A 13,438-nucleotide genomic window follows, 5' to 3' on the forward strand; every position below is an offset into this window, starting at 1 on the left:
CTGTCGAGAAGGTTCGACAGTATCCGCCACATCGACAAGAAACGGTGGAACAATCGGACTGCAAGCAAATATGCAGCGTTGAAAGGACTACCGAGTATCTTCGGAGTTTTCGTCCCCTAAACTCCGCCGCATAAACTCCGCATGTCCTTGGGGCCATCCGCACAGTCAAGAACCACCTTATCCACAACATGAAAACAGACGCTCAGGAAGAGATCGAGCTTATGTACAAAACGTTCGCTCTGGCCGCATGAAACCTATGAAATCGGAAACCACGCGACCAGAACGCGTTCACGTAATTGTCCGGATTAGTCAAAGCTTGGCTTTTTGGTTCTACCCCGAGACAAAGCACGCCAATGCTGTCGCAAGCTTTTCTGACCGCTTGATGTTTTCCACGTCAGAAATGATGAACTCGCTGACCAATGCCTCGATCAGGGCCAGGCCCGGCAACGATGAGGAGGACAGGACAGGGTGTGCGGCTGGGGCGAGAAGCAGCTCGCTGCAGTGCGGAACAATCGGGGCCACCCTTGCGTCGGTCAGGCCCAAAACACGCGCGCCGTTTTCCTTGCAATACCGCGTTAATGGCACAACGTCTGCGGAATACCGGGGGAAGGTGATCGCAATCAGAAGATCAGACTCTGAAACTGCCACAAGCCGGGCTGCGGCGGCCTCGGTTCCGCCAAGGTCGACCACGCTGTGCACGCCTTCACGATAGGGTTGCAGCCCGAGACTGAGTATCGCAGCCAGATGTGCGCTCAGACCAAATCCCATCACCCAGACCTGCCGCGCATCTGCGATCAACTTGCACGCGGTAGAAATGGCACGAAGCATCTCGGCATCAGTTAGCAACTGCATTTGCGCATGGGCCGAGGCCAGGCTTTCGCCAGCTGCCCCCGGACCCGGACCCGGCGCGCTAAACCTAAGCCCAAGCTTCGACACCGGTACGATCAGCTCATGCACGGCTTCAGCGACTTGGGCGCGAAACTGGGCATAGCCGTCGACGCCAATCTCCTTCACATAACGGCTGATCGTCGCGGCCGAGATTCCTGTCGCCGCCGACAAATCTTCGATACCGCGCGTCGCAACAAAGACCGGATCTTGAAGGATCAGGTCCGACAGCCGACGCTGCGACGCCGACCCTTCGGTCTTTAGCACCGTGATGCGCCGCCCGATTTCAGACTCTGCGAACTTCTGGTCAGCAGAGACCGACCAGGCTTGAGTTGACATTTTTTCTTTCATTTTGTATTCGATGAAAAATAATCAATCATACTATAAACCAGCGACCAATGGCACTCAAGAGCCGACGCCTGGTGGATGCGTACCGTAGTGGTGCCATCAAACAGGGCCTCAAACACGTAATCAAGACAATGGGCACCCGCCATGCGTATGCAATGGCGCTCTGGCAGGGGTTAGCGGACGTAACGCCTGCGCCCGTTGTCACAACGGGGTCACTTTGGGCGCGGGACGACTGGAACCATCGCCGCCGGGCGTATCCCGGCTACTTAAGGGAGAGAAGACCGTGACAACTACCATAAATATCATCCAGATGACCGGCCCTATGGCGCGTCGCAGCATTCTGGCAGTCGGCCTGGCCGCAACTGCGGCCCTGGCTTGGATGCCTGCTGCGCCTGCCTTGGCCGATAGCAATTCTGGCGGCGGTCTTTTACTTGTCGGCGGCGCGCTCCGCGCATCCAACACGGCCGTTTACGAGCGTTTCATTTCGATGGCCGGTGGCGTTGATACTGCACGTATCGGAGTGATCCCGGCCGCATCGGGCAAGCCTTATCGCAACGCTCGCAAATTCCTGGATGAGATGGCCGCGTTGGGTATTTCCGAGGACCGGCTGACCCTTTTGCCAATTTCCGTCAAAGACGACAGCAAAACTGACGAGGACGAATCAACTTGGGTAGACAATGGCGACAACCCAGAGGTCGTGGCCCAGATAGACGGGCTAAGCGCGATCTGGATGATCGGCGGGGACCAGATGCGTTTGCGCCAAACGCTTCTGAACGCCGAAGGCAAAGCACGACCCGCGGCCGAGGCGATGTCACGCGTTCTGGCACGCGGCGGTGTGATCGGCGGCACCAGCGCTGGCGCGGCGATCATGAGCCAGGCTATGATCGCCTCGGGCGACAGCTATTCCGCGCTAACGGTGGGTTTCGCCGATACCTACGGGTCATCCGCGGAACAGGATTATGGCCCGGTCTGGCTTGATACCGGTCTTGGCATCTTTGAACATGGCGTGATTGACCAGCATTTCGACCGCCAAGCCCGCTATGGCCGTCTGGTTGCAACCACCTACAAGCACCGCGACACCACACCGCTTGGGTTCGGGATCGAGGAGAACACCGCACTTGTCGTGACCGGCAACACCGCCGAAGTGCTCGGCAGCGGCGGAGTGCACGTGATCGATGTGCGCGGCGCTGAGCGCAGCGAGGATGGCAGCTATAACAACGTCCGCGTCAGCTTTTTCCAACAGGGCGACGGCTGGACCTTTGGCGAAGGCTTTGTGAACACCTCCGGGAAATACGATACAATTGGTGGCGACGAGTATTTCCAGACCCCCGATCCGGCCGTCTCTGGCGTTTTCAGCCGCAACGCCACGCTGAAGCACTTTGTCTCTTATGACCTGGTAGACAACGCCTCAGCCAGCGAAGTCGTGACGTACCTGTTCAACCCACGGATTTCCGACAAAGGGTTCGAGCTGCGCTTTAGCCAGGACGAGAGCACCAAGGGCTATTGGAAGGCGCTGGATGGACAGGCCGACAGTTATGCCTACACCAATGTGCGTCTCGACATCACGCCGGTCACGGTCGCGATCTCAAAGTAACCACGCAGGACCCCGGAGGCTAATTCCCGTCGCGCCGGGGTCCATCCCAAACCTTTTCGGGTTCGGCAGATCACTATGAAACAAGTCGGCTTTGCTGCACACGCCAAATGACGCTCTCAGCGCGTTGCCAGTAGCAGACGCGCGATGCTATTTGGACGAAAGCTGCTTACCCGCCACCATTAGCCGTTCCGCGTAGTCATTCTCCAACTCTTCGGGTGAGACAAGGAAAGACGGCCCACCGACGTTGAGGCCGTAGATCGTCGAGCCATCCAGCGACGTCACAGGAACCGCGATTGCGTTGATCTCTTTCTTCCAGTCGCCAAAGCTGCGCACATAGCCAAGTGTTTCATAGTCGCCTACGGCAATATCGACACTCGCCTGGATGCGGGCCTTTTGCTCCGGGAACTCCGCAGCCCCTAACGAAACAGCCGCTGCCCTTGCGTCTGGCTCAAGGCGGGCAAGTATGGCCCGTCCAACAGCCGAGTAAAAAAGAGGCAACCGCGCGCCGACATAAAGCGACAATGTCACCGCTTGGGTAGACTTTTGCGTTGCAACATAAATCGCTCGGTTTCCCACCTGCTCTGCCAGAGCAACGGTGACGTAGGGGTTGGGCCCGACGCTCAGCGCTTCCATTTCAGGCAGATAAAGTTCGCTGACACTCATGGCGGAAAGCGCACTGAATCCCAGTTGCAACACCTTTGCGCCCAGCCGGTATTCCCCGGACTCAGGGTTACGAACCAAATGGCCGGTTCGGGTCAAAGTGTGTGTAAGCCGCGACACGGTAGGTTTCGCGAGGCCTGATCGCGTGGCCAAAGCCGAATTCGAGAGATAACGGCTTTGGCCATCAAAGGCGGAGAGTATATCCAGCCCGCGCGCCAAGGCGGTCACAAATTGCCGATCAGTTTCAGCGTCGCCCTCAAATTTCTCCATACAACTTTTCTCCCAAATAATCGCGCCATCATTTCGCTATGCGAACCATATGTCAACATTTAGGCGCTGTTCATTTGTGCATCAGCAAAAAACATTGACTGAATTGTCATTTTGCGAAAGATACGTTCGCATAGCGGACCCAGTTCGCGCTCGAGGAGGATCAATTCTATGAAGTTTCTGACTGCCGTGGCCGCCGCCGCATTATTGGGTGTATCTTCAGCCGCAAGTGCTGCTGATCTGGATCTGCCGAAGCAGCTTTCCTGGACGGCCTACGGCACGGGAACCGCTGGCTACAATCAAGCTGTTGCCATTGGCGCTGCCCTGCAAACCGCCACCGGTACCAACCTTCGAATCTTGCCGGGGAAGAACGACGTGTCGCGGACAGAACCGTTGCGTCAGGGCCGGGTGCAATTCTCAGCCACAGGCGTAGGCGGCAGCTTCATGGCGCAAGAGGGCGTCTTCCAGTTTGGCGAGCAGAAATGGGGCCCGCAGCCCATACGCGTATTATTAGCCAACTCCGGTGGTGCCATTAACCTTACGGTAGGAGTTGCAGGTGACTTGGGAATTCAGGAATTCTCTGACCTCAAGGGCAAGCGTGTTGCCTGGGTTACCGGAGCGCCGGCGCTCAACGCAAACACGACGGCTTATCTGGCCTACGCCGGTCTGACTTGGGATGACGTCGAGCGCGTAGATTTCGGTAGCTACTCCGCATCCTCGAAAGGCTTGATCGAAGGTCAGGTTGATGCCGCTTTTGCTTCAACCAATTCGGGACCCGCTTACGAAGCGGCTTCTTCACCGCGCGGACTATTTTGGCCTGAAATTGATGAGAACAACACAGAGGGTCTTGCGCGCATGCAAGAAATCGCGCCGTTTTTCCAAACGAACACGGCCAAAGTTGGCGCGAATATCGACGGAACCGACGGTCACAAGGGCGCTGCGTATGCGTACCCGGTTCTCGTAACTACGGACGCGCAAGAAGATGCTCTCGTCTACAACATGACGAAAGCAATGATCGCCCTTTACCCAGAGTATGACGGTAAAGCGCCAGGCATCGGTGGCTGGTCCATCGACAACCAGAACTTCGAATGGGTTGTTCCATATCACGAAGGTTCCATCCGCCTTTTCAAAGAGCTGGGTGTATGGACCGACGCGGCCCAGGCGCATAACGACGAACTCCTGCGCCGGCAACAAGTTCTGCAAGACGCGTGGAACGAGTTGAAGGAAACAGGCGCTGACGACTGGACAACCGCGTGGGAAACCAAGCGTCGCGAAGCACTCAAAGCAGCCGGACTTCAAGTCGTTTTCTAATCGATCAGACTGTATCTGCCTGGCCCGACAGAAAAGCTGGGCCGGGCTAAAACAATTCTCTGCGGCGCGCTGAACGTGCCGACAAAAAGGTCTTGTTATGCAAGAACTCGAAAACGAAGCCGGAATAGCTGAAACCTACGATACCGGGCGCAATCTGGCGCTGATCATCGGCACAACTGGCGCAATTCTTCTTGTCGTTCACCAGTTGTTCAACATTCAGCTGTTCGGGATCGTTCTTTTGGATGGCAGGTATCTTGCCCTTCTCGCAGCCATCTTCCTGTCGCTGAGTTTTCTTGTCTTCAATCGTCGCGGAGAGCGCCTTGGGCCGGTCGCCTTTTATGACTGGATTCTTGCGACCCTCGCTCTTGCCAGCGGTGTCTATCTGGCTTGCGTGGCAAAGCTCAATCTGTCCGAAGGCTGGGAATACGCAGCCCCCCAAACAGCCCAATGGGTCGCCTATGTGTTCTTTGCCCTGGTCTTGGAAGCCACACGCCGAGCCGGGGGAAAAGTCCTGTTCGCAATCGTGGCCCTCTTTTCGCTTTACCCAACCTTCGCAGGACATGTGCCAGATCCGTTTTCCGGATTTCAGAGTACATTATCGGAAGCGATTGCCTATCACGTCTATTCCTCTGAAAGCATCTTTGGCATTCCTATGCGCGCGTTTGGGGGTGTGGTGATCGGCTTCATAATCTTTGGCGCCGTGCTTCAACACACGGGCGGCGGGCAGTTCTTCAACGATCTCGCCCTTGCCCTTGTCGGCCGATACCGCGGTGGTGCCGCTAAGGTTTCGATCTTTGCCAGCGGGTTCATGGGTTCGATGTCTGGCAGTGTGATTTCCAACATCCTGACAACTGGCGCGGTATCGATCCCGGCAATGCGTCGTACTGGCTTCTCAGCGAAGACAGCCGCAGCGACCGAGGCCTGCGCCTCGACAGGCGGTGTTTTAATGCCACCGATCATGGGTGCGACCGCCTTTGTCATGGCCTCTTTCCTGTCGATGCCTTATGTCGAGATCGCCATTGCCGCCGCGATACCATCCCTGCTGTTTTACTTTGGGCTTTTTGTTCAGATTGACGCCTATTCCGCACGCCTCGGTCTGCGCGGCATGTCCGGGCCCGATCTGCCTCGACTAAATGCAACCTTGCGGGAAGGTTGGCCCTATGTGCTGGTATTTGCAGTTTTGATCTTCATGATGGTCGTGCTGCGCCAGGAAACTGCTGCACCTTTCTATGCGACTGTTCTGCTGCTGATCGTCAACCAGATTTTCCCCCGTCACCGTCTTACGGTAGCTGGCCTGATTGACGTTCTGAAACAGGTCGGAACCGGTTTGACCGAATTGACGGCAATCATTCTTGGCGTCGGATTGATTGTCGGCTCTTTCTCGGCCACCGGCCTTGCAGGTACGTTGGTCAACGAACTGCTGGCCCTCGCGGGAGATAACGTCTTTATCCTGTTGATCGCCGGTGCCATGACAGCCTTTGTCTTTGGCATGGGTATGACGGTAACCGCCTGCTATATTTTCCTGGCTGTGGTTCTTGCCCCAGCACTGGAGGCTGGCGGCCTCAACATACTCGCTGTGCACCTTTTCATTCTTTATTGGGGCATGGTCAGCTACATCACACCTCCTGTGGCGCTTGGCGCCTATGCTGCGGCGACCATGGCGGGCACCAGTGCGATGAAGGCCGGATTGGAGGCCATGCGACTGGGTGGAGTTATCTACATCGCGCCGTTTTTCTTCGTGCTCAATCCTGCGCTCGTTGCGCAATCCCCGGCGATCGAAGTCTTTATCGCTGTAACCTGCGCCCTTTTGGGTCTGGCTTTGATCTGCATGGCGCTTCAGGGTTACGTTATCTTTTTAGGACCGCTTTCCGGCGCAGGCGAGTTTCCGTTGCGCATTGTCCTTTTTGTTGCGGGGTTTTTGATTGCCCTGCCAGAAATGGACTATGTGGGTATACCCTTCGGACCAAGCCTGATTGCTGGTATCCTCCTTGCGTTCCCACCCCTTTTCGTGGCCCTGCGGCGGCGCAGCACAGAGTTTGCAGGAGAAAACACCTGATGAACCGGATCCACGAAATCCTGACTGCGGCGGATCAAAACGCTATTGCCCTATCGGATTATGACGGTCGAGCCTACACATATGGCGAACTCAATGAGATGAGCCAGCAGGCTGCTGAACGCCTGATGGACCATGGCGTGCGTGCCGGAGACCGGGTGCTGCTTATCAGCGAAAACTGCGCGGCCTACCTTGTAGCGATCTTTGCGCTGAGCCGCCTTGATGCTTGGACGGTGCTGGTCAATGCACGCCTAACGGATACTGAAATCCTGCGACTTTCTGAACTGAGCGAGGCACGCTGTGCTCTGTTTACGCCGGATGCATCGCCAGCATCCGCGGCGCACGCTGATCGTATGGGCCGGGTTGATCTAAAACCTCTGGCTTGTGGCTCGCTTACTGTATCCGCTATCCGCGACGCACCGGTCGAGCCCGTCGAGCCTGACCGTTCGCAAACCGCGATCCTGATCTATACGACCGGCACCGTGGGTGAGCCAAAAGGCGTGATGCTGACTCATGGGAACCTTTTATTTGTATCCCAACTTTCTGCCGACGCCCGTCGACTTACGCCAACAGATGTGATGCTGGCGGTGTTGCCGGGCACGCATATCTTTGGGCTTTCTTCTGTTTTTCTTGGTGCTGTTCGTGGCGGGACGCGCCTGATCGTGCGCCCCCGTTTTGACGTGGATGATGTGATTGAGCAGTTGAAGACGGCGACGCTTTTCCCTGCCGTTCCCCAGATCTTTGCCGCAATCAACAAGCGTCTGCGCGAGCAGAAGGTCGAAAAAGCCGATCACAACCTGCGCTACATTTATGCTGGTGGTGCGCCTTTGGACATGGCGCTGAAAACGCAGACCGAGGACCTTTTTGGCCTGCCGCTCCACAATGGTTACGGGCTTTCGGAATGTTCACCAAGCGTGGCGCTTACACTGATGGACGCACCGCGCAATGACAGCGCCGTAGGCCCCCCGCTGCCGGGTGTTGAAGTCCGCCTTGAAAACCCAAATGACGACGGGGTCGGCGAACTATGTGTTCGCGGCGAAAACGTCATGAAAGGCTATTTCCGCAATCCTGAAGCCACACGCAAAGCCATGACAGACGACGGCTTTTTCCGCACCGGAGATCTGGCCAAGCAAGAGGAAGACGGCACACTGCATATCGTGGGCCGCGCGAAAGAGTTGATCATTCACTCTGGCTTTAACGTCTACCCGCCAGAGGTCGAGGCCGTATTGGCCGCGCATCCCGCCGTAACTTTAGCCGCAGTTGTGGGCCGCGCCCACGACAGAAACGAGGACGTGATCGGCTTTGTCAGCGCGCATGCAAAAGTATCTGAATCAGAGCTGCGTGATTGGGCCCGGGAACGCATGGCAGCCTATAAGGTGCCGGCGCGCGTGATCGTCTCTGATGCCCTGCCGCAAGCTGCCACGGGCAAAATCATTAAGCACAAACTGTTGTCGTACTTTGCCGATGTCTTGGACCGCGCACCCAATGCGGAGTGAATTTCAAAGCCAACGGACAGTGGCGCGAAAGGACATGAAATGAACCTGGATTACTCAGATACGGAACAAGCCTTTCAGGCCGAAGTTCGCGCCTTTCTGGCAGAAAACTTGCCGAATGATCTCGTTGCAAAAACGAGCTCGGGCCGAGAGCTGACAAAAGAGGATATTGAGCGGTGGCACGCGATCCTGAACGCGCGCGGTTGGCTCGCGGCGACTTGGCCAGAAGAATATGGCGGCACCGGCTGGACCGTTGTTGAACGCCACATCTTTGCGGAAGAATGCGCCCTTGCTGGTGCGCCACGTCTGCTGTCTTTTGGGCTTGCGATGCTGGGCCCTGTTCTGATCCGCTATGGCACAGACGAACAGAAGGCCGAATATCTTCCCCGTATTCTGGATGGCCGCGATTGGTGGTGTCAGGGCTTTTCCGAGCCGGGTGCCGGTTCGGACCTGGCAAGCCTAAAAACCCGCGCCGAGCGTGATGGCGATCATTACGTGATCAATGGTCAGAAAACATGGACAACCCTTGGTCAACACGCCAACCGCATCTTCTGCCTTGTGCGCACATCGCAAACGGCTAAGCCTCAGGAAGGGATCAGCTTTGTCCTTGTTGACCTGGACACGCCCGGCATCGAAATGCGCCCGATCCGTCTGATCGACGGTAGCCACGAGGTGAACGAGGTCTTTTTTACCGACGTGCGCGTCCCTGTCGCGAATATCGTCGGCGCGGAAAACGAAGGCTGGACAGTGGCGAAATACCTGCTGACCCACGAGCGTACCAACATAGCCGGTGTCGGCTTTTCGGCGCGTGATCTGGACCGCTATCATCAGATGGCAACTGATGTGCGTCGCGATGGCGTGTCTTTAGCAGAGCACCCGCTTTATGCGGCACAAGCAGTCGAACTTGAGGCTGATCTGGAAGCTTTGCGCGTGGCCAATCTGCGCGCCCTTGCGCGGACGCGGGATAGCGCAGCAAGCGGTATCGACAGTTCGCTGATGAAAATCCGCGGTACTCAGGTACGCCAAGGCATCCTGAGCCTCTATCGCTCGGCCCTTGGCCATGCGGCTGCGCCAGATGCAGAAAGCCTGTCAGACAATCAGATCGCCCTGCCACCCGAAGCCACCCGCGCAGCCCCCGTTTATTTCAACAACAGAAAGCTGTCGATCTACGGCGGCTCTAATGAGATTCAGCGCAATATCGTCGCAAAGACACTGTTCAGGGACTAACCGATGAATTTTGAACGCAGCGAAGATCACGCCATGCTGGCCGATATGTTCGGCCGGTTCTTGCAAGAAACCAGCACACCAGAGCGGCGCAACGACACGGCCTGGACAGCGCCTTTCTTTGATCAAACAGCCTGGTCGGAAATGGTTAAACTGGGGATACTCGGCGCATTTGTTTCAGAAGACCTTGGCGGATTGGGTGGCTCCGCCGAAGATGTTTCGGTGGTCTTTGAGGAAATTGGCCGTGCACTCAGTACCGATCCTTATCTGGGTACTCTTATGGGTCTGCGTCTTTTGGCCGAAAGCGGCGAAACCGATCTTGTCAAGCAGATCATGGCCGGTGCCCGCCGACCCGCCTTTGCTGTTTTTGAGCCGGAAATCTCGCAGGATCTTTCCCTAATCGGCACGGTCGCAGACGAAGATGGCAAGCTGACTGGCCGCAAATCCTCGGTTTACGGCGCACCGGGTGCCGACCTTTTGTTGATTGCTGCCCGAAACGATCAGGGTCTTGGCCTGTACCTGATAGAAGACGTCACTTCTGTTCAAGTTCTCGCAGCACCTATGCAGGATGGTGGCGGTATCGCTGACCTGCTGCTTGAAGGAACCCAGGCAAGGCCTCTAAAAGCAGCCAGCGAAGAACGTATCGAAGATGTGCTGGACTTGGGTCGCATCGCGCTTTGTGCCGAGGCCGTGGGCGCGATGGATGCACTTGTCTCAATGACAACAGACTACCTGAAGCAGCGCAAACAATTTGGCCGTAACATTGCCTCGTTTCAAGCCTTGCAACATCGTATTGTGGATATGACCATGTGGGTGGAACAAGCCCGGTCGATCACAATCCGTGCCGTTGCAAGCTATGGGACCGGAGATCAGCGTCGCCATACATCGATGGCAAAAAACCTGATTGGGCGCGCGGCCGAACTCTGCGCCGAAGAGGCTATTCAGCTACACGGCGGCATCGGTATGACGTGGGAATACCCGGGCGCGCACTACGCGAAACGCCTGATCATGCTGGATCACCAACTCGGTGGGCGTCACGATCACGCAATGCGTCTGATTGCCATGAAAAAAGAGAATGCGGCATGAACACAGATGACGAGTCCGCCGCACAAAGCTTTGTTGGCTATGAATCCAGCGTCTTCGGCGAAGGCAGCGGTATCTGCGCGCTGAACATTGGACCGCAACACCTTAACAGAGTGAACGTTTTGCATGGCGGTTTCGTAGCCATGCTTCTGGATAATGGGTGCGGTCTGGCCGTTCGAAATGACAGCGGCGATCCCGATCGCGCGGTTCTCACCATGTCGCTGTCGGTGAATTACATTGCCCCTGCACGCTCTGGCCGGGTGGTTGCCACGGGCAATGTCACAGGTGGTGGCAAAAGCACCAAGTTTGCTTCGGCTGAACTGCGAACCGAGGATGGCACTTTGCTGGCGACGGCGTCGGGTGTTTTCAAACTGCTGCGAGAGTAAAACATTTTCACGCCATTGCGGCACATCAACAGGACACACCATGACCTCTGTTGTCTCTTATGACATTCAGGACGGTATCGCCGTCATTTCAATCGATAACCCCCCGGTGAATGCGCTTTCACAGCCCGTGCGTGCCGAGTTGCAGTTACTGGCGCGAAAAGCGTCCGATGAAGCGGCCGTTCAAGCCATTGTTGTGGCTTGCGCGGGCCGCACCTTTGTTGCCGGCGCTGACATTCGCGAATTTGGTAAGCCTCCCGTTGAGCCGTTGCTCCCGGATGTCATCAACGCGTTAGAGGCCATTCCCAAACCAACCGTTGCAGCCCTGCACGGTACGGCCCTTGGTGGCGGTCTGGAATTGGCGCTTGGGTGTCATTATCGCGTCGCCACCGCAAAGGCACGCTTTGCCCTGTCCGAAGTGACGTTGGGCCTTCTGCCCGGCGCTGGTGGCACCCAGCGACTACCACGCCTTGTTTCGTTTGAGACGGCGATCGAAATGATCACAACCGGCAAGCAGATTGGCGCTAAGGAAGCCGCCGCGCTTGGGCTTGTCGACCTCGTCACCGACGCGACAGATGTGACCGCCGCAGCCATCGCATTTGCAAAAGACCTGGTGAAGGATGGCAAAGGCCCGCGCCCCGTCTCGGCCCTGGACGTGACACGCCATGATCCGTCAGTCTTTGATACTGCGCGCGCCAAACTGAGCAAAACCCGTGCGGGGCAGCTTGCCCCCCTCGCCTGCGTAGATGCATTGGAGGCTGCGGCGAAACTGCCCTTTGCCGAAGGTCTCAGTGCGGAACGCAAGCTATTCCGAAAAATGATGGAAACGGATCAGAGAAGCGCACTGATCCATGCTTTCTTTTCGGAACGCAAAGTTGCAAAACTGCCGGACCTCGAAGGCGTTGACCCCCGGAACGTGGCACAGATCGGCGTGGTTGGTGGCGGCACTATGGGTGCCGGTATCGCAACCTCAGCCCTTCTCGCGGGTCTTAATGTCACTCTGATCGAACGAGATACCGAGAGCGCTGAACGCGCGCATCAGACTGTCGCGCGCACGCTGGAAGGTTCTGTAAAGCGTGGCAAGATTGATCGGGCGACGTTTGAAACGCTGATGTCCGAACGGTTCCGCGCTGAAAGCGACTATGCGGCCCTGTCTGAAACAGATCTGGTGATCGAAGCCGTTTTTGAAAGCATGGAGGTGAAGAAAGATGTCTTCACCCAGCTTGATCGTATTTGCAAACCGGGCGCTGTACTTGCCAGCAACACCTCGTACCTCGATATTAACGAAATCGCCCAAGTGACAAGCCGCCCGCAGGATGTCATTGGCCTTCACTTCTTTTCTCCGGCTCATGTGATGAAACTGCTAGAAGTTGTCGTCGCAGACCAAACGTCGCCAGTGGTCACCGCGACAGGCTTTGCCCTTGCAAAGACAATGCGCAAGATCGCAGTACGGGCGGGGGTCTGCGATGGGTTTATCGGCAATCGGATTTTGTCGCATTACCGAAAAGCCGTTGATGGCACCGTACTGGCAGGTGCAAGCCCATTTGCCGTTGATCGTGCCTTGAGGGAATTTGGCCTCGCCATGGGACCCTTTGCCGTAAGTGACCTTGCAGGTTTGGACATCGGCTGGGCCACGCGCAAACGCCTCGCCCCTACACGCGACCCGCGCGAGACCTATACCGAATTTGCCGATCGCATCTGCGAAGCAGGTCGTTTTGGCCGCAAGACCGGCCGTGGGTTCTATATCTACGGTGAGGGCGGTCCAACACCTGACCCTGAAGTAGACGTCATCATTGCGGAGGAACGTAAGGCCAAGGGCATCACGCCGCGCAAGCTGGGTGACGGCGAAATTGTGGATCGCTTTATGGCGGCGATGGTGAACGAAGCAGCACGCGTTGTCGCAGAAGGCATCGCCCGGCGTCCACTTGATGTGGACGTCGTCTTGCTCAATGGTTATGGGTTCCCCCGCTGGCGTGGCGGTCCTATGCACTATGCCGATGCTGTTGGCCCGGCAAAAATCCTTGAAGACATCCAAAGGTTTGCGAAAGAAGATGCGTTCCTTTGGCAACCTGCCCCCCTACTGGAAAAGCTTGCCTCCGAAGGCAAACTTTTTTCTAGCCTGAACGACTAAGGACAT

11 protein-coding genes are annotated in these 13,438 nt (G+C 56.7%); 9 read left to right on the forward strand and 2 right to left on the reverse strand.

What is annotated here, in order from left to right:
• Positions 1-330: 330 nt before the first annotated feature.
• The gene (locus AVO44_RS05405; RefSeq protein WP_068333660.1) at positions 331-1,224 is read right to left on the reverse strand and encodes a MurR/RpiR family transcriptional regulator; all 894 of its coding nucleotides are present in this window, start codon (positions 1,222-1,224) and stop codon (positions 331-333) included.
• Between the two features lie 59 nt (positions 1,225-1,283).
• On the opposite strand from AVO44_RS05405, the gene AVO44_RS21235 reads away from it, so the two are divergent.
• Both AVO44_RS21235 and AVO44_RS05415 read left to right on the forward strand, forming a co-directional pair.
• Positions 1,284-1,520 (forward strand): hypothetical protein, encoded by a 237-nt coding sequence (locus AVO44_RS21235; protein WP_068333663.1) that lies wholly within the window; start codon positions 1,284-1,286, stop codon positions 1,518-1,520.
• Complete coding sequence (locus AVO44_RS05415; protein ID WP_157769931.1) at positions 1,517-2,827, forward strand: cyanophycinase; 1,311 nt, start codon at positions 1,517-1,519, stop codon at positions 2,825-2,827. The genes AVO44_RS21235 and AVO44_RS05415 overlap by 4 nt, the downstream gene beginning before the upstream one ends.
• Positions 2,828-2,974: 147 nt before the next feature.
• On the opposite strand, the gene AVO44_RS05420 is transcribed toward AVO44_RS05415, so the two are convergent.
• Positions 2,975-3,757, reverse strand: a complete 783-nt coding sequence (locus AVO44_RS05420) for an IclR family transcriptional regulator (protein WP_068333666.1) — start codon at positions 3,755-3,757, stop codon at positions 2,975-2,977.
• Positions 3,758-3,925: 168 nt separating this feature from the next.
• Between AVO44_RS05420 and AVO44_RS05425 the strand changes: the two genes are divergently transcribed.
• From AVO44_RS05425 to AVO44_RS05455, 7 genes are all read left to right on the forward strand, one after another.
• Positions 3,926-5,065 carry a TAXI family TRAP transporter solute-binding subunit gene (locus AVO44_RS05425; protein ID WP_068333669.1) on the forward strand — a complete coding sequence of 380 codons (1,140 nt, stop codon included), beginning with the start codon at positions 3,926-3,928 and terminating at the stop codon, positions 5,063-5,065.
• Between the two features lie 97 nt (positions 5,066-5,162).
• Entirely contained in the window at positions 5,163-7,121 is a 1,959-nt protein-coding gene (locus AVO44_RS05430) for a TRAP transporter permease (RefSeq protein ID WP_068333671.1), read from the forward strand.
• Positions 7,121-8,614 (forward strand): class I adenylate-forming enzyme family protein, encoded by a 1,494-nt coding sequence (locus tag AVO44_RS05435; RefSeq protein WP_068333676.1) that lies wholly within the window; start codon positions 7,121-7,123, stop codon positions 8,612-8,614. The genes AVO44_RS05430 and AVO44_RS05435 overlap by 1 nt, the downstream gene beginning before the upstream one ends.
• Before the next feature lie 39 nt (positions 8,615-8,653).
• The gene (locus AVO44_RS05440; protein ID WP_068333678.1) at positions 8,654-9,838 is read left to right on the forward strand and encodes an acyl-CoA dehydrogenase family protein; all 1,185 of its coding nucleotides are present in this window, start codon (positions 8,654-8,656) and stop codon (positions 9,836-9,838) included.
• A 3-nt stretch (positions 9,839-9,841) separates the two neighbouring features.
• Positions 9,842-10,921, forward strand: a complete 1,080-nt coding sequence (locus AVO44_RS05445) for an acyl-CoA dehydrogenase family protein (RefSeq protein WP_068333681.1) — start codon at positions 9,842-9,844, stop codon at positions 10,919-10,921.
• Positions 10,918-11,304, forward strand: a complete 387-nt coding sequence (locus tag AVO44_RS05450) for a PaaI family thioesterase (RefSeq protein ID WP_068333684.1) — start codon at positions 10,918-10,920, stop codon at positions 11,302-11,304. Before AVO44_RS05445 ends, AVO44_RS05450 begins: the two co-directional genes overlap by 4 nt.
• A gap of 40 nt (positions 11,305-11,344) precedes the next feature.
• Positions 11,345-13,432 (forward strand): 3-hydroxyacyl-CoA dehydrogenase NAD-binding domain-containing protein, encoded by a 2,088-nt coding sequence (locus tag AVO44_RS05455; protein ID WP_068333687.1) that lies wholly within the window; start codon positions 11,345-11,347, stop codon positions 13,430-13,432.
• The last annotated feature ends 6 nt before the right edge of the window (positions 13,433-13,438 follow it).

Source organism: Ruegeria profundi (genome assembly GCF_001507545.1).
In the GTDB taxonomy this organism is placed as follows: domain Bacteria; phylum Pseudomonadota; class Alphaproteobacteria; order Rhodobacterales; family Rhodobacteraceae; genus Ruegeria; species Ruegeria profundi.